The organism is Sphingomonas longa, assembly GCF_016892685.1.
Taxonomy (GTDB): Bacteria; Pseudomonadota; Alphaproteobacteria; order Sphingomonadales; family Sphingomonadaceae; genus Sphingomonas; species Sphingomonas longa.
Genome location: NZ_JAFEMC010000003.1, coordinates 68,134 through 93,952, shown reverse-complemented (window position 1 = coordinate 93,952; position 25,819 = coordinate 68,134). Strand labels below are relative to the sequence as shown.

General features: G+C 68.1%; 26 protein-coding genes and 1 tRNA gene. 7 read left to right on the top strand and 20 right to left on the bottom strand.

The window, feature by feature from the left end; translation table 11 throughout:
- Positions 1 to 20 precede the first annotated feature (20 nt).
- On the top strand, positions 21 to 1,964 hold the full coding sequence (locus ILT43_RS10270; protein ID WP_204198877.1) for a CocE/NonD family hydrolase: 1,944 nt from the start codon (positions 21 to 23) through the stop codon (positions 1,962 to 1,964).
- 491 nt (positions 1,965 to 2,455) lie between these two features.
- On the opposite strand, the gene ILT43_RS10265 is transcribed toward ILT43_RS10270, so the two are convergent.
- Together ILT43_RS10265 and purE are read right to left on the bottom strand one after the other, a co-directional pair.
- Positions 2,456 to 3,511, bottom strand: coding sequence for a 5-(carboxyamino)imidazole ribonucleotide synthase (locus tag ILT43_RS10265; RefSeq protein WP_204198876.1), 1,056 nt, complete (start codon positions 3,509 to 3,511; stop codon positions 2,456 to 2,458).
- Positions 3,511 to 4,011: a 5-(carboxyamino)imidazole ribonucleotide mutase gene (gene purE / locus ILT43_RS10260; protein WP_425530297.1), complete on the bottom strand. Its 501-nt coding sequence runs from the start codon at positions 4,009 to 4,011 to the stop codon at positions 3,511 to 3,513. The genes ILT43_RS10265 and purE overlap by 1 nt, the downstream gene beginning before the upstream one ends.
- Positions 4,012 to 4,132: 121 nt before the next feature.
- Between purE and ILT43_RS10255 the strand changes: the two genes are divergently transcribed.
- Positions 4,133 to 4,333, top strand: a complete 201-nt coding sequence (locus ILT43_RS10255) for a hypothetical protein (protein ID WP_204198874.1) — start codon at positions 4,133 to 4,135, stop codon at positions 4,331 to 4,333.
- Between the two features lie 7 nt (positions 4,334 to 4,340).
- On the opposite strand, the gene gpmA is transcribed toward ILT43_RS10255, so the two are convergent.
- Together gpmA and ILT43_RS10245 are read right to left on the bottom strand one after the other, a co-directional pair.
- Positions 4,341 to 5,027 carry a 2,3-diphosphoglycerate-dependent phosphoglycerate mutase gene (gpmA, locus tag ILT43_RS10250; RefSeq protein ID WP_204198873.1) on the bottom strand — a complete coding sequence of 229 codons (687 nt, stop codon included), beginning with the start codon at positions 5,025 to 5,027 and terminating at the stop codon, positions 4,341 to 4,343.
- Between the two features lie 9 nt (positions 5,028 to 5,036).
- The gene (locus ILT43_RS10245; protein WP_204198872.1) at positions 5,037 to 5,492 is read right to left on the bottom strand and encodes a GNAT family N-acetyltransferase; all 456 of its coding nucleotides are present in this window, start codon (positions 5,490 to 5,492) and stop codon (positions 5,037 to 5,039) included.
- Between the two features lie 58 nt (positions 5,493 to 5,550).
- Here ILT43_RS10245 and ILT43_RS10240 point away from each other — a divergent pair, with 58 nt between their 5' ends.
- Entirely contained in the window at positions 5,551 to 6,273 is a 723-nt protein-coding gene (locus tag ILT43_RS10240; protein ID WP_204198871.1) for a dienelactone hydrolase family protein, read from the top strand.
- A 67-nt stretch (positions 6,274 to 6,340) separates the two neighbouring features.
- On the opposite strand, the gene ILT43_RS10235 is transcribed toward ILT43_RS10240, so the two are convergent.
- Both ILT43_RS10235 and ILT43_RS10230 read right to left on the bottom strand, forming a co-directional pair.
- Positions 6,341 to 7,459 carry a M14 family metallopeptidase gene (locus tag ILT43_RS10235; RefSeq protein WP_204198870.1) on the bottom strand — a complete coding sequence of 373 codons (1,119 nt, stop codon included), beginning with the start codon at positions 7,457 to 7,459 and terminating at the stop codon, positions 6,341 to 6,343.
- A complete protein-coding gene (locus ILT43_RS10230) occupies positions 7,456 to 8,073 on the bottom strand; it encodes a DUF4136 domain-containing protein (protein ID WP_204198869.1) in 618 nt (205 codons plus the stop codon). The genes ILT43_RS10235 and ILT43_RS10230 overlap by 4 nt, the downstream gene beginning before the upstream one ends.
- Positions 8,074 to 8,197: 124 nt before the next feature.
- Between ILT43_RS10230 and ykgO the strand changes: the two genes are divergently transcribed.
- Both ykgO and ILT43_RS10220 read left to right on the top strand, forming a co-directional pair.
- Positions 8,198 to 8,323, top strand: coding sequence for a type B 50S ribosomal protein L36 (ykgO, locus tag ILT43_RS10225; protein WP_003046794.1), 126 nt, complete (start codon positions 8,198 to 8,200; stop codon positions 8,321 to 8,323).
- Positions 8,320 to 8,937 carry an HAD family hydrolase gene (locus tag ILT43_RS10220; RefSeq protein WP_211534488.1) on the top strand — a complete coding sequence of 206 codons (618 nt, stop codon included), beginning with the start codon at positions 8,320 to 8,322 and terminating at the stop codon, positions 8,935 to 8,937. The genes ykgO and ILT43_RS10220 overlap by 4 nt, the downstream gene beginning before the upstream one ends.
- 171 nt (positions 8,938 to 9,108) lie before the next feature.
- Here ILT43_RS10220 and ILT43_RS10215 read toward each other — a convergent pair whose 3' ends face one another.
- Complete coding sequence (locus ILT43_RS10215) at positions 9,109 to 9,702, bottom strand: L,D-transpeptidase family protein (protein ID WP_204198867.1); 594 nt, start codon at positions 9,700 to 9,702, stop codon at positions 9,109 to 9,111.
- Between the two features lie 250 nt (positions 9,703 to 9,952).
- Here ILT43_RS10215 and ILT43_RS10210 point away from each other — a divergent pair, with 250 nt between their 5' ends.
- On the top strand, positions 9,953 to 10,657 hold the full coding sequence (locus ILT43_RS10210; protein WP_204198866.1) for a murein L,D-transpeptidase catalytic domain family protein: 705 nt from the start codon (positions 9,953 to 9,955) through the stop codon (positions 10,655 to 10,657).
- Here the strand turns inward: ILT43_RS10210 and ILT43_RS10205 are convergent.
- The 13 genes from ILT43_RS10205 to nusB all read right to left on the bottom strand — a co-directional run bounded on the left by ILT43_RS10205 (position 10,603) and on the right by nusB (position 24,507).
- Positions 10,603 to 11,709: a glycosyltransferase family 2 protein gene (locus ILT43_RS10205; protein ID WP_204198865.1), complete on the bottom strand. Its 1,107-nt coding sequence runs from the start codon at positions 11,707 to 11,709 to the stop codon at positions 10,603 to 10,605. The two genes, ILT43_RS10210 and ILT43_RS10205, sit on opposite strands and share 55 nt — an antisense overlap.
- Positions 11,706 to 14,195, bottom strand: a complete 2,490-nt coding sequence (locus ILT43_RS10200; RefSeq protein WP_204198864.1) for a DegT/DnrJ/EryC1/StrS family aminotransferase — start codon at positions 14,193 to 14,195, stop codon at positions 11,706 to 11,708. The genes ILT43_RS10205 and ILT43_RS10200 overlap by 4 nt, the downstream gene beginning before the upstream one ends.
- Before the next feature lie 110 nt (positions 14,196 to 14,305).
- Positions 14,306 to 14,381 (bottom strand) — tRNA-Phe (locus tag ILT43_RS10195).
- Between the two features lie 29 nt (positions 14,382 to 14,410).
- The gene (locus ILT43_RS10190; RefSeq protein ID WP_204198863.1) at positions 14,411 to 14,593 is read right to left on the bottom strand and encodes a DNA gyrase inhibitor YacG; all 183 of its coding nucleotides are present in this window, start codon (positions 14,591 to 14,593) and stop codon (positions 14,411 to 14,413) included.
- On the bottom strand, positions 14,593 to 15,540 hold the full coding sequence (locus ILT43_RS10185; protein ID WP_204198862.1) for an Rne/Rng family ribonuclease: 948 nt from the start codon (positions 15,538 to 15,540) through the stop codon (positions 14,593 to 14,595). Before ILT43_RS10185 ends, ILT43_RS10190 begins: the two co-directional genes overlap by 1 nt.
- A complete protein-coding gene (locus tag ILT43_RS10180) occupies positions 15,533 to 16,105 on the bottom strand; it encodes a Maf family protein (protein ID WP_204198861.1) in 573 nt (190 codons plus the stop codon). The genes ILT43_RS10185 and ILT43_RS10180 overlap by 8 nt, the downstream gene beginning before the upstream one ends.
- Positions 16,106 to 16,122: 17 nt before the next feature.
- The gene (gene infA / locus ILT43_RS10175) at positions 16,123 to 16,368 is read right to left on the bottom strand and encodes a translation initiation factor IF-1 (protein ID WP_055844981.1); all 246 of its coding nucleotides are present in this window, start codon (positions 16,366 to 16,368) and stop codon (positions 16,123 to 16,125) included.
- A 189-nt stretch (positions 16,369 to 16,557) separates the two neighbouring features.
- Positions 16,558 to 18,186 (bottom strand): site-specific DNA-methyltransferase, encoded by a 1,629-nt coding sequence (locus ILT43_RS10170; protein WP_204198860.1) that lies wholly within the window; start codon positions 18,184 to 18,186, stop codon positions 16,558 to 16,560.
- Between the two features lie 140 nt (positions 18,187 to 18,326).
- Positions 18,327 to 20,486 (bottom strand): sodium-translocating pyrophosphatase, encoded by a 2,160-nt coding sequence (locus tag ILT43_RS10165; RefSeq protein ID WP_204198859.1) that lies wholly within the window; start codon positions 20,484 to 20,486, stop codon positions 18,327 to 18,329.
- Positions 20,487 to 20,575: 89 nt separating this feature from the next.
- Positions 20,576 to 21,475, bottom strand: a complete 900-nt coding sequence (thiL, locus tag ILT43_RS10160) for a thiamine-phosphate kinase (RefSeq protein WP_204198858.1) — start codon at positions 21,473 to 21,475, stop codon at positions 20,576 to 20,578.
- A 53-nt stretch (positions 21,476 to 21,528) separates the two neighbouring features.
- The gene (locus ILT43_RS10155) at positions 21,529 to 23,544 is read right to left on the bottom strand and encodes a serine hydrolase domain-containing protein (protein WP_204198857.1); all 2,016 of its coding nucleotides are present in this window, start codon (positions 23,542 to 23,544) and stop codon (positions 21,529 to 21,531) included.
- Between the two features lie 308 nt (positions 23,545 to 23,852).
- Positions 23,853 to 24,032: a DUF4169 family protein gene (locus ILT43_RS10150; protein WP_204198856.1), complete on the bottom strand. Its 180-nt coding sequence runs from the start codon at positions 24,030 to 24,032 to the stop codon at positions 23,853 to 23,855.
- A 13-nt stretch (positions 24,033 to 24,045) separates the two neighbouring features.
- Entirely contained in the window at positions 24,046 to 24,507 is a 462-nt protein-coding gene (gene nusB / locus ILT43_RS10145; RefSeq protein WP_204198855.1) for a transcription antitermination factor NusB, read from the bottom strand.
- Positions 24,508 to 24,640: 133 nt separating this feature from the next.
- Here nusB and ILT43_RS10140 point away from each other — a divergent pair, with 133 nt between their 5' ends.
- Positions 24,641 to 25,798, top strand: coding sequence for a transferrin-binding protein-like solute binding protein (locus ILT43_RS10140; RefSeq protein WP_204198854.1), 1,158 nt, complete (start codon positions 24,641 to 24,643; stop codon positions 25,796 to 25,798).
- Positions 25,799 to 25,819: the final 21 nt, after the last annotated feature.

Sequence of the window (25,819 nt, the reverse complement as noted above, 5' to 3'; positions counted from 1 at the left end):
TCCGTTGGAGGAATGACCGGATGATCCGTACCCTGCTGGCCGCGACCGCGATCGCGGCGATCGCCACGTCGCTGCCCGCGCAGACCAAGCCCGCTCCGCAATCCAAGGCCGCGCAGGCGAAGGCGCTGAAGGAGTTCGACGAACGTCCGGCCAAGTACGTGCCGGCGGTCGAGAAATACGGATACATCCGGCGCGTCGTCGACATCCCGATGCGCGACGGTGTCAAGCTGCACACGATCATCGCGATCCCGCGCGGGGCGAAGGACGTGGGCATGTTGATGACGCGCACGCCGTACGACGCGGAAAGCTCCGCCAGCGACCGGCCGGGCATCTACGCGTCCCTGCCCGGCGCGGCGGCGACGGGCGAGGATGCGATCACCGCCTCGGGCTATATCCGCGTGTTCCAGGACGTGCGCGGCATGCACGGGTCGGAGGGGCAGTATTCGATGAACCCGGCCCCGGTCGGCACGCCGTTCAACCCCACCAGGACCGACGATTCCACCGACACGTACGACACGATCGACTGGCTGGTGAAGAACGTCCCCGAATCGAACAAGCGGGTCGGCATCATCGGCATCAGCTATGACGGGTTCCTGTCGCTGATGCCGCTCATCAATCCGCATCCCGCGCTGAAGGTCGCGGTGCCGATGAACCCGATGGTCGACGGCTGGCGCGGCGACGACTGGTTCCATAACGGCGCGTTCCGCCAGACGATGATGGGATACATGCTGGGGCAGGAGGCGACGCGCGACGCCTCCGCCGAATGGATCCAGGACATCAGCGACGATTACGACTGGTATCTGAAGGGCGGCTCCGCTGGCGACATCGCAAAGAAGCAGGGGCTGGAGCAGGTCGGTTTCTGGCGCAAGGTCGCGGCACACCCCGCCTACGACACCTATTGGCAGTCGCAGGCGATGGATCAGGTGCTGGCGAAGCAGCCGCTAAAGGTGCCGGTGATGGTCGTTCACAGCCTGTGGGATCAGGAGGACATCTATGGCGGCCCTGCGGTCTACAAGGCGTTGGAGGCCAAGGACGCGAACAACGACATGGTGTTCCTGACGATGGGGCCGTGGTTCCACGGGCAGGGCGCCGGCGACGGCAGCGCGCTCGGCGGCGTAAAGTGGAGCGCCGACACGGCGTTGTGGTGGCGGCGCAACGTGCTCGCGCCGTTCCTCGCGCACTATCTGAAGAGCGACCAGCCGGCGATGGACGTCGCCCCGGTGACGGCGTTCCAGTCGGGCGCGAACGAGTGGCAGCGGTTGCAGGGATGGCCGGCAGCAGGTGCGGCGGCACCGGCGAAGCTGTACCTCAAGCCGGCCGGCGGGCTCGGCTTCGATGCGGCGACCGGCGGGGCGGCGACGGCGCAGTATATTTCCGATCCTGCCGCGCCGGTCGGGTACCGCGCGCGCCCACTGCCCAAGTCCGATTCGGGGAATGGCTGGCGCAACTGGCTGGGCGGCGACCAGCGAATGGTGTCGGGGCGACCCGATGTGCTCGTCTTCCAGACCGAGCCGCTGACGCAGGCGGTCACCGTCGCGGGCGTTCCTGAGGTGAACCTCAACGCCGCCACCACCGGCACCGACAGCGACTGGGTGGTGAAGCTGATCGACGTGTACCCTGATGGGCGCACCGGCGATGCGGAGATGGCGGGCTATCAGTTCGGCGTGGCGATGGACATCTTCCGCGGCCGCTATCGCGAAAGCCTGTCGGAGGCGAAGCCGATCGCCGCCAACGTGCCGCTGACGTACCGCTTCGCATTGCCGACGACGAACCACGTGTTCCGGCCGGGGCACCGCATCATGGTGCAGGTCCAGTCGAGCTGGTTCCCGCTCTACGACCGCAACCCGCAGACCTTCGTGCCGAACATCATGTTCGCCAAACCGGCGGATTACGTGAAGGCGACGCAGACGGTCACCGTCGGTGGGCCGGACGAGAGTTTCGTGACCTTGCCGGTGGTGCGGTGAGGGGAATGCCGCATTAGGTCCGACATTGCGAGTGTAGCGAAGCCATCCGGTGCGTCGTTCGGAACCCTGGATTGCGTCGCTATGCTCGCAACGACAGTGGCTTTGGGGTAGGTGCGGTGGAGCAGTTGCCTTAGGTGCGTTGCCACGCACAAGCGTTCCATCCGTCTTTCCCTCTCCCCGTTCGGCCTGAGCGCAGTCGAAGGCCATGCCTTGAACGAGGTGCTTAGACTGCGCTCAGCACGCGCGGTTTCGAGATCCCGTAACAAATGCGCGACGGGCATGAATAACGGCGGACAAGCCGACTGATCGTAGCGCGACTCCCGTCTTATCCTCCGTCATACCGGTGTTGTCTCGCTCGCCGTCCAGCCTCGCACCTACGGCACGATGGTTAAGTGGAACCATCGAGCTGGACGAGCCCGGCAAGGCGTCTGATCGTCGAGCAGCGGTAGTCCCGACGCGGAGGTATGTCCTTCCGCGGTGCCCCGCCCGCCTCAGCGCCAGACGCGCGTGACGTGGCCCATCTTGCGGCCGGGGCGGGGTGTGCCCTTGCCGTAGAGGTGCAGGTGCGCGCCGGGTTCGGCCAGCACGGGCTGCCAGGCATCGTCGCCGATCAGGTTCTGCATTTCCACGCGCGCACCCGTCAGCCCGGTGCTGCCAAGCGGCAGGCCGCAGATCGCGCGGATGTGGTTTTCGAACTGCGAGCATTCCGCACCCTCGATCGTCCAGTGCCCGGAATTGTGCACGCGGGGCGCCATTTCGTTGAACACCGGCCCGTCCACGCCGACGAAGAACTCGCACGCCAGCACGCCGACATAGTCGAGCCGCGCGGCAATGCGGCAGGCCAAGTCGGTCGCCTCCCCGACCTGCGCCAGCACGGCGGCGGGTGCGGGCAACGTCGACGTTCGCAGGATCGCGTCGTGGTGGACGTTGAGCGGCGCGTCGTAGCGCGCGGTCGTGCCGTCCTGTCCACGAACGATCAGGACCGAGAATTCATGCTCGAACGGCACGAACGCCTCCAGCACCGCGGGACCGCCGATCGCCTCCCAGGCGGCATCCGCGTCCGCTGGGGTGTGCAGCCGGACCTGACCCTTGCCGTCATAGCCGAAGCGCGCGGTCTTCAGGACGGCGGGGGTGCCGACGCTGGCGACGGCCGCCTCCAGCTCCTCGCGGCTCGCCACGGCGGCCCAGCGTGCGGGGCGACCGCCGACCTCCTCGACGAAGCGCTTCTCGGCGATCCGCTCCTGCGCGGCGGCGAGGGCGCGGGGGTGCGGATGCACGGGAACGCGCTCGGCCAGCCATTCGACGGGGCCGATCGCGATGTTCTCGAATTCGTACGTGACGACGTCGCAGGACGCGGCGAAATCGGCGAGGACGATGCGGTTGTGGTAATCGGCGCGCGTCAGGCTGGACGCCGTCTGCGCGGCGACACTCTGGCGGTCGGGGGCGAGGACGTGGGTGCGATAGCCGAGCTGCGCGGCGGCCACCGCCAGCATGCGGCCGAGCTGGCCGCCGCCGAGGATGCCGATCGTCGCGCCGGGTTGCAGCATCAGCCGACGGGGACGGGATCGGTCGAGACGGACTCGGTCTGCTTCGCGCGCCACGCCTTCAGCCGCTCGGCCAGCGCGTCGTCGTGTGTCGCGAGGATCGCGGCGGCGAGCAGCCCCGCGTTGATCGCCCCGGCCTTCCCGATCGCCAGCGTGCCGACCGGGATGCCGCCAGGCATCTGAACGATCGACAACAGGCTATCCATCCCCGACAGCGCCTTGGATTCGACGGGTACGCCCAGTACCGGTAGATGCGTCATCGCCGCGGCCATGCCCGGCAGATGCGCCGCACCGCCCGCACCCGCGATCACGACCTTCAGCCCGCGGTCGGCGGCACCGGTGGCGTAATCGTACAGACGCTGCGGCGTTCGATGCGCGGACACGACCTGCGTCTCGTGCGCGACACCCAGTGCCGCCAGCGTCTCGGCGGCGTGGCGCATCGTCTCCCAATCGGACGTCGAACCCATGATGATGCCGACCAGCGCGGTCACGTCGCCCTCCATCGAAGCGCGCTGCCTAGCGATGCCGGGGGCATCCGGCAACGCCTGCTTTTCAGGTCCAAATTGGATCGGGTTGCGGCTGCATCGCGCCGTGCGAGCTGCGATGGCACTCGTAAGGAGACACATGATGATGACGCCGCCTTCGGTTCAGATCGACACGACGAAAGATATGGCTAGCGTTTCCCTTACGACGGAGGACGGCAGTGCAGTGTTCATTCACCAGATAAAGCTGGGCGAGACGGCGATGATGACGATGGATCAGGTCGAGGCCCACGCGCGCGAGCTGGCGAAGGAAGCGCTGAAGGCTGCCATCGCCATGCTCTGACCGCACGTCACCGATCGCGCAAATAATAGCGGTCGGTGGCGTTCAGCGCGTCGTCCAGTTCGTAGACGATCGGCTGGCCGGTGGGGATCTCCAGACCGGTGATCTCCTCGTCGGAGATGTGCGACAGGTGCTTGACCAGCGCGCGCAGCGAATTGCCGTGTGCGGAGATGAGCACGCGGTTGCCGGCCTTCAGCGCGGGTGCGATGCGATCGTCCCAATAGGGCAGGACGCGCGCGATCGTGTCTTTCAGGCTTTCGGTGTTCGGGATCGCAATGCCGCGGTACCGGATGTCGTTCGACAGGTCGAACTCGCTGCCGGCCTCCTGCGCGGGCGGCGGAATGTCGAAGCTGCGGCGCCAGATCTTCACCTGATCCTCGCCGTGCTTTGCCGCCGTCTCCGCCTTGTCGAGGCCGGTGAGGCCGCCGTAATGCCGCTCGTTCAGCCGCCAGCTCTTCTCGGTCGGCAGCCAGAGGCGACCCATCGCCTCCAGCGCGAGGTTCAACGTCTTGATCGCGCGCAGTTGCAGGCTGGTGAAGGTCAGGTCGAAGTCGAGGCCCTTCGCCGCCATCAACTCGCCCGCCGCCTTCGCCTCCGCCGCGCCCTGCTCGGTGACGTCGACATCCCACCAGCCGGTAAAGCGGTTCTCTAGGTTCCACGAGGATTGGCCGTGACGGATGAGGACGAGTTGCGGCATCGGAATTCCTTAGAGCGCAAGGGTCATGAAGCGGTTGTGCGGGCTGGCACGATAGTCGGCGAAGGGTGGGCAGTCCACGAAACCGGTGTTGCGATACAGGGCGACCGCGGCGTCATGGCTGGCGGCGGTGCCCGTCTCCAGGCTGAGCCGGGTATACCCGTCCGCCCGTGCCGCCGCGACGATGTGATCCATCAGGGCGCGGCCGACGCCGCGACCGACGAACACGGGATCGGCGCGCATCGATTTCACCTCGGCATGGTCGGCGTCGAGCCTCTTCAGCGCCCCGAATCCGGCCAGCGCGCCGTCGATCCACGCCGTACAGAACGTCACGCCCGGTTCCGACAGGCCGCGCGCATCCAGCGCAAAGGCGAACTCGCCCGACATCACGGCGCGCAGTTCCGACAGGTGGAACGCCAGCAACGGCGCGACATGAGGCGCGTTCGGATCGTCCCGCCGTATGTTCATGGACCGCGTCGCCCCTTCGGTGGTTGTGTCGCGGCGGCTCTAGGACAGGAACAGCTATATGGGAATTCGACGGGAAACGATCGTGTACGAAGGGCCGGGCGGCCCGTTCGAGGGCGTTGCCGCATGGGACGACGCCACCGACGATCGGCGACCCGGCGTGCTCGTCATCCCCAACATCCTCGGCCAGAAGGAAAGCGACAACGTCGTCGCCGAACGGCTGGCGGAACTCGGCTACGTTGCGTTCGCCTGCGACGTGTTCGGGCAGGGCAAGCGAACCGAGCGGAACACGCCGGAAACCTCGAAATATATGGACGAACTGAACGCCGACCGGCCGCTGCTGCGGGGGCGGCTGGAGGCGTCGTTGGCGGCGTTGAAGGCGTTGCCCGTGGTCGACGGCGATCGCTGCGCCGCGATCGGCTTCTGTTTCGGCGGCAAGGCGGCGCTGGATATCGCGCGGTTCGGGGCCGGCGTGCTCGCGGTGGTGTCGTTCCACGGCGTCTATGACCGGCCGGACTATGACAGCGTTTCCCCGATCGCGGCCAAGGTGCTGGTCTGCCACGGATGGAACGATCCGCTTGGGCCGCCCGATGCCGTGACGGCGCTGGGCGAGGAACTGACGGACGCGAACGCGGACTGGCAAATCCACGCTTACGGCGGTGCAGGGCACGCCTTCACCGATCGCGAGATGGAGGATACGGGCAGCGGCTTCGGCTTCAACGCCGATGCCGACCGGCGTAGCTGGCAGGCGATGAAGGACCTGTTCGCGGAAGTGTTCGGGTAACGCGTACGCGTCGATAGCCGACCCGTGCTCCCGCCTTTGCGGGAGCACGGGATCCTCGACTGTGCGCTCAAACCCGGTCGATCATGTCCGCCAGGGTTTCCAGCATCGCGTGCGCCAGTTGCTTGGAGCGTTCGGGCGACCAGCCGAACTCCGGGTCCGGGTTCGGGTCGTGGTCCTTGAACGGCATCTCCAGTGTCATCGACAGCGCGCCGAACCGCTCCGCCACCTGATTGGTCGACATCGACAGGTTGGCGTTGCCGGCCGACGACTTCTCATAGCCCTTCTCGGTCTGAAAATCGGGCGTATGCGCGGCGAGGCGGCGGCCGAATTCGTAGAACTTCGCGCCGTGATCCTCCGTCCAGGACGGTATGCCTTCGTAACCGGCGATGAAGTTCGCCGGGATCGCCTCGTCGCCGTGGATGTCCATCGCGACATGGACGCCGGTCGCGTCCATCGCATTGCGGACGCAGAGCACCTCCGGGCTGCGCTCCGCCGACGGCGCATGCCATTCGCGGTTGAGGTTCACACCGGCGGCGTTGGTGCGCAGGTGGCCGCGGCGCGTGCCGTCCGGGTTCATGTTGGGCACGACGTGGAACGTGGCCTTGTCGAGCAGCGCGGCGGTGATCGGATCGGTCGCGTCCGTCAGCCGCTCCAGCGCGCCCTCCATCCACCATTCCGTCATCGATTCGCCGGGGTGCTGACGGCCGTAGAGCCAGACCTGCTTGACGCCGGTACCGATCGTGAAAGCGTCGATCGCCTGCCCGTCGAGGCTGACGCCAAGTTCGCGGTGGGTGACGCCCGGCTGCGCAGCAGTGCGCGTCACCAGCGCGTCGTGCATCTCCATCGTGTACGGCGCGAAATAGGCGAACCACGCGAGCTGCGTGTCGGCCGTCCAGTTCCATTCCAGCACGCCGTCGAGGTAGCGCGTCTCCGTCATCCGCCACGCGACGCGATCGGTGGAGGCGCGCACCTTGTAGCCCGGCCAGCCGAAGGGGTAGGCCGACTGGCCCGCGTTCACGATGCGAAAGGTCAGCGTCCGGCCCGCCGCGGCGGCGACGCGGAACGAGAACCACTGGAAGAAGTCCGACAGGTGATCGCGAGCGATCTCCAGGTCGATGCGATCGCCGTCGATCGCGACGACACGGATGTTGCCGCCGTCGAAGGCGGCGTTGATGCTGATGGTCATTTCACCTCGATAGTGCGGCCCGACTCTCCGGGAAACCCCGTGAACAGCGCGGCAGCCAAGCGGGCGGCCATCGCGTCGGCGGTGCCGTCCGGCCCCTGCGCCTGCGAGATCATGTGGGCGCGACCCTCCCAGACCGGCGACTGGTCGACGCGGCGCTTGATCGTGACCGCCAGTTCGCTTTCGATCAGCGCACGGTTGCCGCCGCCGCCGATCGGGAAGCCGATGCCGCCGCCGAGACCGACACCGCCGCCCCTGCGTCCGCCGCTGAACCCACCCCCGCCGAGGCCGATGGAGATCGGCGAGCGCTTGGGCGGGCCGACACGGTTCTGGCGGGTGAACGCGACCGTCGCGATCAGTTGCGGCGGCGAGCCGGCGGTGGCGACCGTATAGCCGTTGCGCAGCAACTGCGTCTCGACCGCGGCGGCATAGGTCTTGAATTCGAGGCTGGCGGGCGCGCCCGGCGTCGACTGCGGCTCGACGGCGATCGTGCCGCGGTCGATCGGCTCGCCGAGATGGTAGCGGACGACTTCGGCGGGCGGCAGCGTGTAGCCAGTGGCGCACCCCGCCAATGCCAGCGCGACGGTGGCGAGAAGAGCGGCGGAGCGATAGGACATGAAAGCCTCACTGGATGGACGTTGCGGAGTCGAAACGCCCGACGGGCGCCCGCGTTGCTTGACTTAGGCGGCCCCCATCTCTACCCGCCAGCGCTTTCCAGCACCATCCAGACAGAAGCGCGCCATGAAGATTCGCAACAGCCTGAAGTCGCTCAAGGATCGCCACCGCGACAATCGCGTGATCCGTCGTCGCGGCCGTACCTACGTCATCAACAAGACCAACCGTCGTTTCAAGGCGCGCCAGGGCTGAGCATCGCGCCCAGCGCCGTTATCTTTGATATCGGCCGCGTTCTATACGATTGGGACCCCAGGTTCCTGTACGAGCGTCTCGTCCCCAAGGGCGAGGCGCTCGATGCGTTCCTGCGCGATGTGCTGACGCATGAGTGGCATTTTCAGCATGATGCGGGACGCGACTTCGCCGAAACCTCGGCGGAGCTGATCGCGCTGCATCCGCAGCATGCCGAGCTGATCGCAGCGTGGCAGCCGCGCTTCCTCGACAGCATCCCCGGCCCGATCGCGGGCATGCACGCGCTGGTCGAGGAACTGGACGCGGCAGGTATCCCGTTGTTCGCAATAACCAATTTCAGCCACGAGTTCTGGCCGCCGTTCCGTGCGCGGGAAGCCCGCCTGTTTGACCGGTTTCGCGACGTCGTCGTGTCCGGCGAGGAGAAGCTGGTGAAGCCCGATGCGGCGATCTACCGGCTGGCGCTGTCGCGATTCGGGCTGAACGCCGACGAGGCGGTCTTCATCGACGACAATGCCGCGAACGTCGCGGGGGCGGAGGCGATCGGGTTGCCGGCGATCCTGTTCACCGATGCCGGGTCGTTGCGCGTGTCACTGCGAGCGATGGGGTTGCCGGTCTAAGGTTAGGCTAAGGTTAGTCCAACGCGGTGTTTTGATGGGCCGCGGTTTCGTCCAGTTCGAGCGGTTTATGGGATTCGGAGGGTGTAGGACAGCGGCTTCGTTCAGGGAGGTATGAGGCAGTCGTTCTGCCCCACCCCGGCCCTCCCCGTGCAGGGGAGGGAGCAGAAGCGTTTACTGGCCCAGCATCGCGAGTTGTTCGGCGTTGGCGCGCGAGGCTTCGGTTTCGAGCAGGCTGCGGTCGAGCTGGTTGCCGACGACGTCCATGTCCGTCACGACCACCGTCGTCCCGAGTTGCGTGATCCCGAACAGCTTCTTGGCGAAGGCGGCGGGCAGGCGGACGCAACCATGCGAATCCGGAAAGCCGGGATTACGACCGGCGTGGAGCGCGATGCCGTCCCAGGTCAGACGCTGCATGAACGGCATCGGTGCGGCGTTGTAGAGGTTGGACTTATGATCCTCGTTCTTCTGGAGGATCGGGTAGACGCCCACCGGCGTCTCCTTGCCATCCTTGCCGGTCGACACGCTGGACGCGGCGACCAGCGCGTCGCCGCGATAGACGAAGGCGCGCTGCTGCGGGATGCTGACCACCACGGTAACGGGTTCCGCAGAAATCGCTTCCGGCGCGGCGTCGTTCCATATATAGCGGTTGGGCATCAGCGTCGCGGCGGCTTCGTCCACGGCGACCGCGCTGCCATTGGCCGCATAGGCCGGACCTGTCGTGGCGATCGCCGCCGCGAGGGCTGTGGCCATGATCCACGTCTTCATCGTCGTCCCTTTCGCTTCGGACCGCTTGCTCCAGATCAAACGCGCGACGTTGCGGTTGGTGCCGAGCGCTGTTCGTGCCGATTCTGGACAGGCCGTTTTGTGAGGCGGCTGTCGGGTTCGCGACGAAACGTGGGGCGGGTGCGGCAGATTGGCGAGAACCACCCGCAAATGGCGGGAACCGCTACAGAAAAGTCATTCATAATCCGCTATATCGAATCCGGCGGGGTTTGAACGGCAAGTCGGAGCGTCAATGCACGAGCAACAGGTGAACGACGGATCGGGTCTGGGTCGGCGCATGCTGATCCGCAACGGTCTGGTCATGGCGGGAGCTCTGGCGATCCCAGGGACAGTGTCGTCCGCGACGCGCAAGCTGACCTCCCGCGACCTGAAGCCCGTCGGTCAGCCGCCCATGCCGGCGGAGGCGACGACGCTGGTATCCCCCCGCGTGGTGCGTCCCGAATTGTTCCGGCGGGCTTTGGCCTCGCTTCAGCAGCATGGCAGCCGCGTGGCGCAGCGCGACCGTATGGCGATCGCCGATTTTACGGCCGGATCGTCGCAGCCCCGCTTCCATTTCGTCGATCTCGTCAGCGGCAAGACCACGACGTTGCTCGTCTCGCATGGCAGTGGGTCGGACCCGTCGCACACCGGCTATCTGAAGCGCTTCTCCAACGACTTCGGCTCCAACGCTTCGTCGGAGGGCGCATTCGCGACCGCCGATTACTATGTCGGCAAACATGGTCGGTCTCAGCGGCTGATCGGACTGGACCCGACCAACAACAATGCGCTGGGCCGGGCGATCGTGGTTCACTCGGCGTGGTACGCTAATCCGGACATGATCAAGACGCATGGCATGCTCGGTCGCAGCCAGGGTTGCTTCGCGGTCGGCGAGCGTGACCTGGATCAGGTGTTCGCGCGGCTGGGGCCGGGCCGGATGATCTTCGCCGCCAAGGTCTGAACCCCCAGATTGCGCGCCGCGCCGACCAGCCGCGACCAGGCGGGGGCGGGCGGCGCGGGGCTGCCGAGCGGACCGTGGCGCATCGCCGCCATATCCGCGAGCGTCAATGTTCCCTCCCGCAACGCGATACGGCCGATCCGCGTCCAGCGATCGGCGGTATGCCAGTGGATCAGGCGACGGTCCGCCTCGCCGGGCCGCGCTTCCGCCAGATAGGCATCGCGCAACTGGGCCAGCACGCTACCGAGCAGCGCCAGCGTCGCGCGGTCCTGCACCGGACGTCCCCCCATATTGTGCACGACGAGCGCCCTCGCGGCCGCTTCCGCGCGCTTGCCCAACAGGGACGCATGGCGGGCAGTCAGAACCGCAGTGGCGCTCACCTCCATCTGGTCGCGATACCGGCGGGAGATGCCGCCGGCATGCTGGCGATACAGCACCAGCGGCGTGTCGAGGCGGGCGATCCCGCCAAAGGGCGCGACGCGGTGGTACAGGTCGAAATCCTCCGCATAGAGGATGTCGGGACGTGTGAACGGGTCGAGCGCGCGGGCGACATCGGCGCGGACCATCACCGACGACCATGCCAGCGGGTTCTCGATCCATGCCAGCCAGCCGGTCAGCACCGGTGAGGTGACAGCCGGATAGGTCGAGGGCAGGACGCGGCCGTCGCGCAGGAACTCTACTGCAGTACCCGCGAGTGCGACGTGGGGATGGGCGTCGAGGAACGCGACCTGCGCCGCGAATCGGTCCGGGCGGCAGAGGTCGTCCTGATCGAGTCCCGCGATGTAGCGCCCCGTGGCGTGGCGCAGCGCTTCGTTGCGCGCGCGGACGGGGCCACCATTTTGCGGCAGTGCGATCAGGCGCACGCGCGGGTCGGGCCATGACGATACGATGTCCCGCGTCGCGTCGCTCGATCCGTCGTCGACGACGATCGCTTCCCAATCGGGGAGCGTCTGGTCGCGCAGGCTGGCCAGCGTCTCCCCGATCAGGCCGGCACCGTTATAGGCGGCCATGACGACGCTGACGGTCGGCGGATTGACGGTCCCCGGTTCGGTCATGCCGCGGCGCGCGCAGCCTGCGCGAGGACCTGATCGACGATCATCAACCCGACGTCGTTCTGCCACAGCCACAGGCCGTTGGCCTGCCCGACGAAGCTCGCCTCGCCGCCGAGCGCGCCCCAGGGCACGAAGCCGGCGGCGAGGCCGATGCCATAGGCGTCGGGGACCGGCTGGCCGTCCGCACCGACGACCCGGCAGTGGCGGTCGACCATCGGCGCGCCCTCGTCCGCCGCCAGCGCCAGCGGCCGGCCGTCGATGCCGGAAAGCGGCAGGCCGATCGGGCGGTAGCCGAGCGCGGCGACGACGAGGTCGGCGTCGCGGACGATCGCGCGCGCCTCCGCATCCTCGTCGCCCGTGATGCGGTGGAGCGCGACGCGCGGATCGGGTGCGCGCCCGTCGATGCCGAGCATGCGCAGCACGAGGTCGCGCGCCTCCAGCCGGAAGCCGGCGAGGCGATAGACGAAGCCCGACACCGGGCAGATGTCGTCGGGGCTGAAATCGGTGAACCCTTCCGCCTGCGCCGCCTCCACGCTATGGTAGAAGGGGCGCAGAGGCCGGCGGTGCAGCAGCGTGATCGCGCCCGCACCGAGCGGCAGCGCCGGTTGCCCCTTCAGCAGCAGGGCGACGCTGGTCAGCGCGCTGGTCGAGCCGCCGATGACGGCGATCTTCGGGGCGCGCTTGCGCGAGAGGATGTCGGCGATCTGCGCGAAGCCGCCCAGCGTCAGCACCGCGTCGGACTGCATCAGCCGTTCGCCGGCGAGCTCGACCAGCGGTGCGCCGGCGATGCGTTGCGCCGTCAGGCGGTCGAGCGGCTGGTGGCCGCCGGTCGCGATCACCAGCGCACGGGTCAGGCGCTGTACGGTCGCGCCGTCGCGCAGACGGCGGAGCGTCACGCGCCACAGTCCGTCCGTGGTGCGCTCCGCGCCGAGCGCCTCGTGCCCGGTCAAGACGGTACCGCCGTGATCGCGCACGACGTCGGCCAGCCGCTCGCCGGTGGCGCGCAGCAACGGCCCCACTTCGACCAGCGGCACGCCGAGCGCGTCGGCGTGCGCCGCGACGGCGCGACCCTCCGGCGCGTCGTGCAACGCGGCGATCGATGGATGGGCGTTGTCCTTCACCGCCGACAGGAAGGTCTGCGCGGTCGAGTCGGAGGTGATGGCGTAACGACCCAGCCGTCCGCCGCCGACATGCGGGTCGCGCTCCACCACGATTAGGCCGCGTGCGAACTCGGGCAGCAGGCCACGCTTGGTGGCGGCGGTCAGCAATGCGGTGCCGGCGGGGCCACCGCCGACGATCATCAGCGGCGCGACCGCAGGCGTGGCCTGAACGCGGGCGGGAATGCGCGCGATGTCGGTCAGCGCTGCACAGACCGAATCGAGCGCGGCGGCGGCGCGGCGTGCGTCGGCGGACGTCATCGCGTCGGTGATCGGCAGCGACAGCATGCGCGCCGCGATCGCGTCGGCGGACGGGGTCGGCTGGCAATCGCCGACCTCGCGCAGCCAGGGCTGCTGGCCCAGATGCGGGCTGAAATAGGTGCCACAACCGATCCCGTCCGCGGCAAGCGCTCCGACGACCGCATCGCGCTGCGGCGCGAGCGACTCCGGCAGCAGGACGGGCATGAACTGCATCGCGCGGCGGCGTCCGGCGACCGACTGGAGCGCCGATCCCTGGAGCGCGTCCCGATACGCCTGCTCCACCACGGCGCGATTGTCGCAGACCGCGTCGAACCCGCTCAGCTTCTCGCGCGCCATGACGGCCAGCACTTCGGGCAGTTTGGCGTTGATGCCGGGCAGCGTCGCCGAGCGCGCGCCGGTGAAGCCGAAATTGGTCATCGCGCGAAGGCGCTCGATCAGGTCGGCGTCGCCGCTGTGGATCAGGCCACCCTCCGCCACCGCGAAGGTTTTCGTGGCGTGCATCGAATAGACGACCGCGAACGGTGCGTCCGCGCCGAAGCCGACGCCGCAATCGTCCAGCGTGCCGAGCGAGGCGGCGGCGTCGATCACCACGCCCACGCCGTAACGCTGCCGCAGCCACGCATAGCGATGGAGGTCGATGGCGTTGCCGAACGTCGCATAGGGCACGATCACCGCAATGCGGCCGGGCCGCTCGCGCAACATGCGCTCCTCTTCGGCCGCGGCCATTGCCCAGTCGTCCGGATCGACATCGACGATCAGCGGCTGGAGCCCGGCCCATTCCGCCGCCTGCGCCGTCGCGGCAAAGGTCAAAGCGGGCATCAACGCCTGCGCACCGGCACGATGGCGCAGGCCCGCCGCCTCGCGAATCGCGATCATCAGGCCGAGCGTGGCGTTGGCGACGGCGAGGCTTGCGCCGCGACCGGCGAACAGGTGCGTGGTCGCCTCGGCCTCGAACGCGCGCGCCTCCGGCCCGTGATTGCTGTAGATTCCCGACGCCTCCACCCGCGCGAACGCCGCGCCGAGCAGGCTGGCGCGCGGCGGATTGGGAGCGATCAGCGGGAGCGGGTTCATCGGCGACATCCGGACAGGAGAAGTCCGATGCCTATGCGGCGGCGCCCCCTAAGAAGCGGTTACGCGGTTAACCGAGGATAAGTCGGGAAAATGAGCTTTGTAGGGGGAAGTGGTGCCCGGGGACGGGGTCGAACCGCCGACACTGCGATTTTCAGTCGCATGCTCTACCAACTGAGCTACCCGGGCCACGCCGTGGATCACGGCGAAGCGCGGCCTTAGTCGGGCTCGCGAGGCTTGTCCAGCCCGTCTTCGCCATCCTCGTCGGCGGGACCGGCGGGGATGCGATAGCCTTCGCCCAGCCATTGCAGCAGGTCGCGGTCGCGGTGGCGCGCGGAGCAGAAGGGGCGGACGGCAGGGTCCGCGGGTTCGCCGCAGATCGGGCAGGTGATCTCGGCCATCAGCCGCTCTCCCATTCGTGAGTGATGCCGGTACGCCGCGCGAGTTCGGCGAGCCAGTCCGGACGTGCGCGCAGCTTCGCGTGGACGGCAGGGCTGACGCGCTGCCCGCGGGGTGCGCCGGGCGGCTCCCGCTCCAGCCGGCGCAGCAAGGCGCGGGCTGCCGCTCCTGCCGGATCGGCGCGGAGGCGTTCGGGCAGCGAGGCACGCGGACGCGGCCGGACGATCTGGAGGAAGCCGAAGCCGTTGACGGCGGTCCGTTCGAACGGTTGCGGCAGCGCCTCGTCGATCGCGGCGGCGACGGCGTTGCGCAGCGTCTTGCCCTCGATCGTCGGGAAGTCGACGCCGATCGATCCGCCGATGTCGTGGCGCACGATCGCGGCGGCGATCTGCGGCGCGGCAGTAAGCGCGAGCGCGTCGGCGGGCGGCGGTCCGTCGATGTCGAACAATGTCATCGCCGGCGTCGCGTACATCAGCAGCATGCCGCCAGCGAAGACGATGTCGCCGGTGCGTGCTTCCTCCAGCACCTCCGACCAGCCCGCCTGTTCGAGCCGGTCCGTCTCGTGCGCGCGGCATTCGCGCACCGGGTGGCCGGTCGCGGCGATGCGATCGCGCAGCGTCGGGGCGGGGGCGGGGGGCAGGTCGGTGGCGTAGGCGCGGGGCGGCTTGGTACGGCCGGGCTCCGGAATCGATTCGCGGACGATCTCGACCGTCAGCGCCTTGCCCTGCGTAATGCTGGCGGGCAGTTTCGGCAGCCAGACCTCCTCGCCGGTCGCCAGCGTCGCGCGACCGCTGCGGCCCGGCAGGATCTCGGTCAGGCGGGCAGGATGGATGCCGCCGACCAGCGGGCCGGTGTCGTCGGGCTCGATCGCGGCGACGATGATGCGATCGTCATCGACCAGCGCGGCGCGCGCCTCGCCGATCCCGCTTTCGTACAGCCATTCAGGCAAGCGGCAGTCCGGCCGCCTTGAGCAGCGCGCGCGTCTCCGTCAGCGGCAGGCCGACCACGCCCGAATGGCTGCCGTGGAGGAAGCGCACGAAGGCCTCGGCGCGCCCCTGGATCGCATAGCCGCCGGCTTTCCCCTGCCCCTCGCCGCACGCGACATAGGCGTCGATCTCGGCGGGCGTCAGTGGACGGAACGCGACGACCGTGTCGGACAGGCGGCTGCGGACGCGACCCTCCGCGTCGATCACGCTCACCGCGGACAGGCAGTGATGGCGGCGGCCCGACAACAGGCGCAGCATCGCCGCCAGTTCGACGTCGTCCGAAGGTTTGCCGAGGATGCGGCGGCCGGCGGCGATCGTCGTGTCGCCCGCCAGCACGACCTCATGGTTGTGGCGCTCCACGGCGTGCGCCTTGGCCAGCGCGATGCGCGCGGCATAGGCGCGCGGGTCCTCGTCACGCAGCGGCGTCTCATCGACATCCGGTGCGGCGATGCGATCGGGGGTGAGACCCAGCCGGCCGAGCAGTTCCAGACGGCGCGGCGAGGTGGAGGCGAGAACCAGTTCGGGCATCGTCGCCCGCCCCTATTCTACGACGGTCCAGGACCGCCGCGGCCGGGCATGAAGCGATAGGTGATGCGACCCTTGGTCAGGTCGTACGGGGTCAGTTCGACCAGCACCTCGTCACCGACCAGCACACGGATGCGGTTCTTGCGCATCTTGCCGGCGGTATGCCCCAGAATCTCGTGATCGTTCTCGAGCTGCACGCGGAACATCGCGTTGGGGAGCAATTCCACCACGCGGCCGCGCATCTCGAGCAGTTCTTCCTTGGCCAAACAAACCTCGTCAAAATGGAATATATCGCGCCGCCCTTACGCCGATCGCGCCACAAAGGAAAGGCGAGCGCGGGACGCGGGCGATCCGGGGGCGGGAAGTCTGACGAAGATCAGGCGATGACGCCGTTTCTACGACGCGACAGCGATATAGTGCGCGCCCGCGCCGCTACAATGACGCGCGCGCCGCGCTCACAACAACCGTTCCTGTCGTGTCGTATCTTCGCGCCCCGCCCGGCGAAAGGCGGCGGCGCGGTTGACGATCGGCAGGCGCGGGCGCTTGCCGTCCATCAGCTCCTGCAAGGTGATGATCTGCAGCCGCGAGAACGCCTGATCGGTCAGCGGATCGCGCCAGGTGCCGGCGGACGCCGCCTCCTCGCGCATCGGCCGGGTCGGGGGCGTCACGGTCAGGAACAGGCCGAACGGCGCCTTTTCGCGCTCCATCGTGCCCTTCAGGTCGCGGATCATCGCGACGTTGACGTTCGCGCCGGCCTTGACCGACACCAGCGCGCGGTCCGCCTTGCCGGTGGCGGACAGTTGCAGCCAGATCACGCCGTCGATGCCGCCGTCCGCACCCTTCCTGCGGCCGCCATAGGGCTGGGCGTCGACCAGCGACACCGCCCACCACTGGAACTGGTATTTGTCGCGCGCCGCCAGGTCGAGCGCGGAGGCGAGGTCGCGCGGCGTCCCCTCCACGGTGAAGGCGATGTCCGGAAACGCGTCCTTCAGCCGTTTCTCGATCAGCGAGATGGCGAGATGCGTGACGTCGATCCCGATCCAGCGCCGGCCCATCTTCTGCGCGGCGTGGATTGCCGTGCCGCAGCCGCAGAACGGGTCGAGGACGACGGCATCGCCATCGGACGAGGCCGCGATGATCCGCTCCAGCAGGGCCACCGGCTTCTGCGTAGGATAGCCGAGGCGCCGGTCGACCGTGGAATTCGCCTGCACGGGGGCGATGTCGCTCCAGACATCGTCGAGCGGATTGCCCTCCTGCTCGTCCAGATAGCGCTTCAATCGAGGCACGCTGCCCGCGCGCGACTGGACGATCAAGCCCGCGGCATCGGCGGCCGCCATCCGGTCGCGTGTCCATCGCCACACCCGCGTCACTCCGCGGAACTCATAGGTGAGGTTCGCGCGATCCTTGTTGGGGTTGGTCAGGTCGGCCAGTTGATAGCGGCGGCCGTCGGCATCCTCGAACCGGTAGAACGCATCCGTGTAGCTGATGTCATGAGGACGGTAGGCGGCATTCCACACCCACTCGTCTGATTTCGTATAGCGCAGGATCACGTCGTGATTGCGCGCGAAGCGGGTCGAGGCGAGACCCTTCGCATTCTGTCGCTTCCAGATGATTTCGTTGCCGAAATTGCGAACGCCGAACACCCCGTCCAGCAGCAGCTTCAGGTAGTGGCTCGCGGTGGGATCGCAGTGGAGGTAGAGCGAGCCGGTTGGCTTCAGCACGCGGTGGAGTTCGATCAGGCGCACCGCCATCATCGCCAGATAGGCCATCATGTCGTTGTCGCCGAGAAAGCCGCGCATCGCATGCAGCAGGTCGAAGGTGCGGGCGTGGCCGCTGCGCCGGACGTCGTCGAACGCCTCCTCCGCCACGGCATTCCAGTGCCAGCTATCTTCGAACGCGGCGATCTGTGCGTCGGCATGGCCGCCGGTCGGCGACCTGAAGAGGATGTTGTAGGTGGCGTTCGAATTGAACGGCGGGTCGAGATAGATCAGGTCGACACTCTCGTCGGCGATCTCGCGGCGCAGGACGACGAGGTTGTCGCCGTAGAAGAGCTGATTGGCGGGGCGATTGCGCGGGGGCGTCATGCGCCACAGACAATCGCGGCGGCGGGCTCAGGTCACGGGCAACCGGCTCGGTTCCGGAGCATTCGACGCCGCAGACGCCGCCAATTCGGAGGCAAATCGCGCAGGCGGCGGAGCGTCGCCCCGCCACCCGCGCATGCGCTTCACCCCGCACCACCGCCCGACAGCGCCGCGAGCAGCAGCAGAGCGACGATGTTGGTGATCTTGATCATCGGGTTCACGGCGGGGCCGGCCGTGTCCTTGTACGGATCGCCGACGGTGTCGCCGGTGACCGCGGCCTTGTGCGCTTCCGATCCCTTGCCGCCGTGATTGCCGTCCTCGATATACTTCTTGGCATTGTCCCAGGCGCCGCCGCCGCTGGTCATCGAGATCGCGACGAACAGGCCGGAGACGATGACGCCCAGCAGCATCGCACCGAGCGCGGCAAAGCCCTGCGCCTGACCGGCGACGGCGGTGATGATGAAGTACAGGGCGATCGGGCTGACGACCGGGAGCAGCGACGGGATGATCATTTCCTTGATCGCCGCGCGCGTGACGAGGTCGACGGTACGGCCGTAATTGGGACGTACGGTGCCTTCCATGATCCCCGGATTGTCGCGGAACTGGCCGCGGACTTCCTCCACCACGGCGCCCGCCGCACGGCCCACGGCGGTCATGCCGAACGCGCCGAACAGGTACGGCAACAGCGCGCCGAGCAGCAGGCCCACGATGACGTACGGGTTCGACAGGCTGAAATCGACCGTCAGGTTCGGGAAATACGTCGCGAGATCGGTCGTGTACGCACCAAAAAGTACCAGCGCCGCGAGCCCGGCCGAACCGATCGCATAGCCCTTCGTCACGGCCTTGGTCGTGTTGCCCACCGCGTCGAGCGCATCGGTGCGGTGGCGGACGTCGTCGGGCAGGCCCGCCATCTCGGCGATGCCGCCCGCATTGTCGGTGACCGGGCCATAGGCGTCGAGGGCGACGACCATGCCCGCCTGCGACAGCATGGCGGTGGCGGCGAAGGCGATGCCGATGATGCCGGCAAGCTGATAGGCCACGACGACGGCGACGACGATCACCAGCGTCGGCAGCGCGGTCGATTCGAGGCTGATCGCCAGCCCTTGGATGACGTTGGTGCCGTGGCCGGTTTCGGACGCCTTTGCGATCGACTTGACCGGACGATAGGCGGTGCCGGTGTAGTATTCGGTGATCCACACGATCAGGCCGGTGACGGCCAGCCCGACGAGCATCGACCAGAACAGGTCCATGCCGGTGAACGACGCGGCGGTGGACGGTGCGACGCTGGTGGTCAGGTCGTCGGTCGCGGCGTCGAGGAAGCCCGCGCCGCCGATCACGGCGTTGAGGTCGCCCAGCGTGTAGACGCACGCGACGTAGATCGCCGGGATCGACAGCAGCGCGGAGGTCCAGAACCCCTTGTACAGCGCGCCCATGATCGAGCCCTTCGCCCCCAGCCGGACCATGTAGGTGCCGATGATCGAGGTGATGATGCAGACGCCGCCGACGATCAGCGGCAGGCTCATCAGGCGCAGCAGCTCGGTCGCGCTCGCCTGGATCAATAGCGCGATCGAGATCATCGTGACGCCGAGCGTGACGACGTACGTCTCGAACAGATCGGCGGCCATGCCCGCGCAATCGCCGACATTGTCGCCGACGTTATCGGCGATGACGGCGGGGTTGCGGGGGTCGTCCTCCGGAATGCCCGCCTCGACCTTGCCGACGAGGTCCGCGCCGACGTCCGCCGCCTTGGTGAAGATGCCGCCGCCCAGTCGCGCGAAGATGGAGATCAGCGATGCGCCGAACGCCAGCGCGGTCAGCGCCTCGACGATGATGCGGTCGTTGGGCGCTTGGCCGGCGGGGCCGACCAGATACCAGAAGAACATGCAGATCGAGAGCAGGCCGAGACCGGCGACGAGCAGGCCCGTCACCGCGCCCGAGCGGAAGGCGGTGGTGAGTCCCCCTTGCAGAGAGGTGCGTGCCGCCTCCGCCGTGCGGACGTTCGCGCGGACCGAGATGTGCATGCCGACATAACCGGCGACACCCGACAGGATCGCGCCGATCAGGAAGCCGACCGTCGACAGCAGGCCGAGGGTGAAGGCAAGGATGACGGCGACGATCGCGCCGACGATGGCGATGGTGGTGTATTGCCGGCCCAGATAGGCTTTCGCCCCTTCCTGGATGGCGGCGGCGATGTCCTGCATCTTCGCGTCGCCGGCGGGTTGGCGCAGCACCTGGCCGCTGGTCACGAAACCGTAGAGTACGGCGATCAGGCCGCAGATCATGGCGATATACACCGTCGTCATGCCAATCCTTCCCCTGCTGGGCGCCGTCCCCGCGGTCTGTGCCGCGCGGATCGTTCGCCGAGATTACGGGAAGGTATCAGCGAAGGACGCTAACGCAAGCGGCTTGGCACGTCGTGCAACCAGCCGAGCCGATCGGGGAGCGGGATCGCGACACCGTCCGCGTGCAGGGACAGGCCGGCGCCCGCGGCGAACGCGCCGATGCGGGTGGCCGCGACGGGCGGCGGGCGATCGGTGGCGAACAGCAGTTGGTAATCGTCGCCGGCCGTCGCCGCGCCAAGCCGGTCGTCCCCGGCGAAGGCGATATAGTCGGCGGACAGCGGCACGGCGGCGAGGTCGATCGCGACCGCGAGCCCGCTCGCATCTGCCATGCGCGCGGCGTCGATCAACAGGCCGTCGGACACGTCCATCATCGCGTGGACCACCGGGCCGAGCGCGCGACCGTCTGCGAGTCGCGGCTGCGGGCGGCGGTACGCGGCGAGAAGCGACGATGGCCCCGCTTGTCCCTGCGCGATCGCGAGCCCCGCGCCGGCATCGCCGATCGTGCCGGTAACCCAGAGCGAATCGCCTGCCCGCGCGCCGGATCGTGGCGGCGCGGCGGCATCTCTGCCGATCGCGGTGCAAGTCAGCACGCGCGCCGCGCCGGGCGGCAGCGATACCGTGTCGCCGCCGATCAGTCGCACGTCATGGGCGGTCATGACCTCCGCCAGACCGGACAGCAGATCGCGATCCCAGACGGGATCGGACAGCGGCAGGTTGAGCAGGATGCCCTCGACCTGCGCACCCTTGGCGGCAAGGTCGGACAGGTTCGTCGCGACCAGCTTCCATGCCACGTCGGCGGCGGGGTCGGTCGACAGGACATGCACGCCCTCGACCAGCGTGTCGGTCGTCATCACCAGTCCGCCGACGACGGCGGTATCGTCGGTCAGCCCGCGCGCGCCGGGGTGGAGCGGCAGGGTGCGCAGGGCGGCGATGAAGTCGGCTTCGGTCACCCACGCGGGTGTAGGGCGGGGCGGGGCGTCACGCCACCGCCCCGCCGGTTCGATCATCCCTCCACGAACACGAATTCGTGCTGGCCGTCGCGCGCGGTCAGGGTGCGCTTGCCGTCCTGCGTGCCGACCACCAGCGGGAAGAACAGCAAAGTGGGATCGAGCGCGACGAAGCTGGTCGTGCCGTCGTCGTTGCGGCGCGTGCCCATCGGCGAGGCGATGGAGCGGAAGTCGAAGGTGACGCCTCCGCCCTTGCGCGTCACCGTCACGGGGCCGAGATCGGCGTTCCTGTAGGCCGGCGCCAGCGCGGCGACCGCGGTTGCGTCGGGTGTAGGGGCGACGCGCTTGCGCTCTTCCGCGATCTCCGCGCGGATGCGCTTGGCGGTCGCGGCCATGTCGCCCGCTGCCTCCGGCTTGCCGTCGTAGAGCAGCTCCAGCAGGCGGCGTATAAATGGGCGCAGCATGCCCTGGCCGTTTTCGGAATTGGTCAGGATCACCGCGCCGATATCCGCGCCGGGGATGATGACGATGTCGGTCTTGTACCCGGCCAGGCTGCCGCCGTGATGCACCACGTCGATCCCGTAGTCGCGGTCCACTTGCAGGCCCATGCCATAGACGCGGTCCTCGCCGACGGGCACGTTGGCGACCCGGCGCTGGAGCAGGTTCTTCGCGGAGACATATTGGCGACCGTCGTCCAGCTTGCCCTCGTTCAGTTCGAACCGGACGTAACGGATCATGTCGTTGGCAGTCGACCACGCGCCGCCCGCCGCGCCGTAGCGCGTGAAGGCGTAGTTCAGGCGCATGCCCTGTTCGAGGATCGGCTGGGGTACGCCGTCGATCGAATCGCCGTGCGGGCGCGCCCAGTCGCCCTTGGTCGCCTTGTCGAAGTCGAGCGTGGTGCGCGTCATGCCGAGCGGTGCCCACACCTTGTCGGTCATCGCCTTCGACAGCGCCGCGTCGAGGTTCATCGACGGATAATAGAGGTGCCCGCCGATATAGCCGGCGGCAGACGCCATCAGGTTGTTGTACTGGAACACCTCACCAAAGCCGCTGGTCGGCTCCGTCGCGGCGAGTTGCCGGAACGTATCCGCCGCGCCGCTTTTCGGGTCGGAGTTCAGGATCACCTGCATGTCCTTGCGCGGCAAGCCGGTGCACGCGCAGACGAGGTGGCGGACGAGCACCTTGCTGGTCGTCTGTGCGCTGCCGAGCCGGAACGGCGCATAGACCTGCGTCACCGGCTGGTTCCAGGCCAGCTTGCCCTCGTCGACCAGCTTGGCGAGCATCAGCGTCGCCATGCCCTTGGTATTCGACGCGACGGCGAACTCGCTGTCGGCGTCGATCGGCGTCGGATCGCCGAGCAGGCGCACGCCAAGCCCGGTCGCGTAGATCGTCTTCGCGCGCGTCGTCAGCGCGAACGCCGCGCCGGGCACGCCGAGTTCCTTCATCCCCTGCTCGACGAAGCTGCGCAGTTCCGCGATCCGGGCGGCATCCATCGGATGTGCGGTCCGGCCGGCGAAGCTCTCGCGCGAATAGCCGGCGGGGCGGATGCTCTGCTGCATCAGCCCGAGCGCCGCGCCGCGCTTTTCCGCGGTCGCTTCCGATCCGTCGGCCAGCATCACCGTCCAGCCCGTACCCTTGCGCAGCGCCATCGCCACCAGCACGCGCCGCTCGTTGGGCGACACTTCGTAATCGAGCAGTTGCCGGTCCTCCCAGCCGTTACGGGGCGGACGCGCGGTGACCAGCTTGGGCGCACGCGTCTGGGCGGGATGCCATGCCTGCCATGCAGCGAGTGCTGCGGCCTTGGCATCCGCAGCGGTACCGACATCCACCACGGCGAGGCGCAGGTCGGACTCCGGTGCAGCCAGCTCGATGAAGGTCGGCCCGGTTTTCGAGGTCCAACCCACTGGCGCGGTAAGCGTGACGCCGCCCGGCGTCTTTTCCGGCCGGTCGCCGGCGGCGGGCGACGGTGCCGCGGCGGACGCCGGCACGGCCGGTGTGGCGGCGGTCTGCGCGACCGCAACGGACGCGGTTCCCGCGAGCAGGACCGCGCAGGTGGCATGAACAAGACGCATCGATGTGACTCCCCCCAGAGTGATGCGGCAGTTTACGCCGCGATCGGGGCGCTGGCAATTGTTCGGGCGGAGAGCCGGAGATTTGGGGTTCGTCGACGACAGGTTCGGAGATCAGGCCTGCTGTTGAACGCTTCGACTTTGTTCAGTGGGGGTGGACATACAAGACGATCGCGAACCACCGTTAGTCTCCGTTGGCGGTCGAGCGTAGTCAAGACTGCGTATCGAAAGCTTGGGACAGGCTCTCGATGCAGGCTCCCGACTGCGCTCGATCCCTACTCAGCGAACGGAGCGGGGGTAGGGGCCGGAGCCTACTCGCGGTCCAGCTTCGCGCCGTCGAGCAGCGCCTTGCGGCGTTCGGCATCCGCCGTATCCGCGGCTTTCTGCACCTTGTTGCGGCCGAAGGCGATGCTGTTCCTATCGGCGGTGGCCTTCGCCGTCGCGCGCGCTTTCGCCTTGCGGGCGCGGTTGAGGTTGACGATGTCGGCCACCGGAAGCCCTCGTTCAGCCCTGCGCCCGCGCGTCCTTGGCGATCGCGTCGAGCAGGCCGTTGACGAAGCCCGTCTCGCGCTTTTCGTAAAAGGCATGGGCGACATCGACATATTCGCTGATGACCGCGCCGACCGGCACGTCGCGGCGCGCGAGCAGTTCGTAGGTGCCCGCGCGCAGGATCGCCTTCATCGGCTTGTCGAGTCGCGCGAGCGTCCAGCTGGTGGTCAGCTTCTCCTCGATCAGGCGATCGACTTCGCCCAGCCGCGCCGCCGCGCCCTTCACCAGATCGTCGAAGAACAGGATGTCGGCTTCGGCGTATTCCACGTCCTCGATCGTCGCGCCGAGACGGTGATGATGGAATTCGTGGAGCAGCGCGGGAATCGCCGTCGACTCCATGTCATGCTGGTAGAGCGCCTGGACGGCGGCAAGGCGAGCGGCGGCGCGCGCCTTGGTTCGGGCGGAGGTACGGGACATGCGCGCGCTGTAAGCCGATGCGCGGGCGGCGTCACCCCCACCGCAAGGCCGGCGGGGGAGGGACAGGGTTGAGAGCTTGTTAACCACCACGCGGTAATCCGGCCCGGACGATTTCCCGGGACAGGACTCACCGATGCGCGCGACGATCATTGCCCTTGCTGCACTCCCGCTGGTCGCCTGTGGCGGCTCCGGCGGCGGCGGTGTCGCATCGATCGGTTCCTCGGCCGGCTCGACCGGCGGTACGCCGACACCCACCGCGACGCCGACGCCGACCGCCACGCCGACCCCCACCGCGACCCCGACCCCGACGGCGCCGACCAGTTCGCAGGCCAACCTGTTCGACGTGAAGACCGCGACGACGTTCGACGCGGTCGGCGCGATGCATTCGTTGACGATCAACGCCAATGGATCATCGTTGTACCGCGGCAACGCCAGCACCGTGGCGGCGCCGTCCGGCACGATCAGCTATGATCCGCGCGACGGCATCTTCGTGATGTCGTTGGCCGACGACAAGGCGGGCGTCACACGCGATATCAGGTTCCAGGATCCTGGCCATCGCACGACGACCGACGCCGATCATGTCGAGCGGCAGGTGCCGCTGCTCACCGGCTTCAACTATCTCAACGTCTTCGAGGGCGAGGGCGTCTTCGTGAACTTCTTCTACCAGCGTCCCAACACGGACGGAGCGTTCGTGTCGCTGGCCGGATATGAGCGCAATCAGGCGGGCACGGACGGTTCTTCCGTATCCGAGCAAGGTGTCTTCGTATTCGGATCGCGGAGCACGGTCTTGCAGACGCCGACCAAGGGCACCGCACGCTTCGACGGTCAGTTCCTGGCGACGATGGTGATGCAGCAGGACGGCAGCATCCCCGTGCAACAATGGTTGAGCGGCACCAGCGGCGTCGACGTGGACTTCGGCAAGCGCAGCCTGACGCTCGGCCTGTCGGGCACCGTCGGACCGGCGTTCTTCAAGGATGCGCCGATCGCCGACTCGACGCTGTCGATCCCCTCGGGGTCGACCTTCACCGCGAACGGATCGGCAAGCTGGACGGCGGCGTCGACCGCGTTCGCCGGCACCTTCGCGTCGGCCGGCTTCTCGAACAACGGCGCGGCGGTGCCGATCGATTTTACCGCGGTCAGCGCGGGCACGACCAGCGCCGGCGCGAGTTCGATCGACGGCACCTTCTATGGCCCCGACGCCAAGAATATCGGCGGCAATTTCCGCATCGTCGGCGGCATTCCGAACCAGCGCGTCGACATCATGGGCGGCTTCGTCGGCGGCAAGAAGTAAGCGCCGGCACCGGAAGGTAGT

What these genes read in the sequence shown, in the direction of transcription:
- gpmA (WP_204198873.1), bottom strand. Translation starts at nt 5,027, where the DNA reads ATGCCGCAACTCGTCCTCATCCGTCACGGCCAATCCTCGTGGAACCTA.
- ILT43_RS10140 (WP_204198854.1), top strand. Translation starts at nt 24,641, where the DNA reads ATGCGCGCGACGATCATTGCCCTTGCTGCACTCCCGCTGGTCGCCTGT.
- nusB (WP_204198855.1), bottom strand. Translation starts at nt 24,507, where the DNA reads ATGTCCCGTACCTCCGCCCGAACCAAGGCGCGCGCCGCCGCTCGCCTT.
- ILT43_RS10155 (WP_204198857.1), bottom strand. Translation starts at nt 23,544, where the DNA reads ATGCGTCTTGTTCATGCCACCTGCGCGGTCCTGCTCGCGGGAACCGCG.
- ykgO (WP_003046794.1), top strand. Translation starts at nt 8,198, where the DNA reads ATGAAGATTCGCAACAGCCTGAAGTCGCTCAAGGATCGCCACCGCGAC.
- ILT43_RS10210 (WP_204198866.1), top strand. Translation starts at nt 9,953, where the DNA reads ATGCACGAGCAACAGGTGAACGACGGATCGGGTCTGGGTCGGCGCATG.
- ILT43_RS10270 (WP_204198877.1), top strand. Translation starts at nt 21, where the DNA reads ATGATCCGTACCCTGCTGGCCGCGACCGCGATCGCGGCGATCGCCACG.
- ILT43_RS10215 (WP_204198867.1), bottom strand. Translation starts at nt 9,702, where the DNA reads ATGAAGACGTGGATCATGGCCACAGCCCTCGCGGCGGCGATCGCCACG.
- ILT43_RS10170 (WP_204198860.1), bottom strand. Translation starts at nt 18,186, where the DNA reads ATGACGCCCCCGCGCAATCGCCCCGCCAATCAGCTCTTCTACGGCGAC.
- ILT43_RS10190 (WP_204198863.1), bottom strand. Translation starts at nt 14,593, where the DNA reads ATGGCCGAGATCACCTGCCCGATCTGCGGCGAACCCGCGGACCCTGCC.
- ILT43_RS10265 (WP_204198876.1), bottom strand. Translation starts at nt 3,511, where the DNA reads ATGCTGCAACCCGGCGCGACGATCGGCATCCTCGGCGGCGGCCAGCTC.
- ILT43_RS10255 (WP_204198874.1), top strand. Translation starts at nt 4,133, where the DNA reads ATGATGATGACGCCGCCTTCGGTTCAGATCGACACGACGAAAGATATG.
- ILT43_RS10200 (WP_204198864.1), bottom strand. Translation starts at nt 14,195, where the DNA reads ATGAACCCGCTCCCGCTGATCGCTCCCAATCCGCCGCGCGCCAGCCTG.
- ILT43_RS10235 (WP_204198870.1), bottom strand. Translation starts at nt 7,459, where the DNA reads ATGACCATCAGCATCAACGCCGCCTTCGACGGCGGCAACATCCGTGTC.
- ILT43_RS10245 (WP_204198872.1), bottom strand. Translation starts at nt 5,492, where the DNA reads ATGAACATACGGCGGGACGATCCGAACGCGCCTCATGTCGCGCCGTTG.
- ILT43_RS10205 (WP_204198865.1), bottom strand. Translation starts at nt 11,709, where the DNA reads ATGACCGAACCGGGGACCGTCAATCCGCCGACCGTCAGCGTCGTCATG.
- purE (WP_425530297.1), bottom strand. Translation starts at nt 4,011, where the DNA reads ATGGAGGGCGACGTGACCGCGCTGGTCGGCATCATCATGGGTTCGACG.
- ILT43_RS10240 (WP_204198871.1), top strand. Translation starts at nt 5,551, where the DNA reads ATGGGAATTCGACGGGAAACGATCGTGTACGAAGGGCCGGGCGGCCCG.
- ILT43_RS10165 (WP_204198859.1), bottom strand. Translation starts at nt 20,486, where the DNA reads ATGACGACGGTGTATATCGCCATGATCTGCGGCCTGATCGCCGTACTC.
- ILT43_RS10180 (WP_204198861.1), bottom strand. Translation starts at nt 16,105, where the DNA reads ATGCCCGAACTGGTTCTCGCCTCCACCTCGCCGCGCCGTCTGGAACTG.
- ILT43_RS10230 (WP_204198869.1), bottom strand. Translation starts at nt 8,073, where the DNA reads ATGTCCTATCGCTCCGCCGCTCTTCTCGCCACCGTCGCGCTGGCATTG.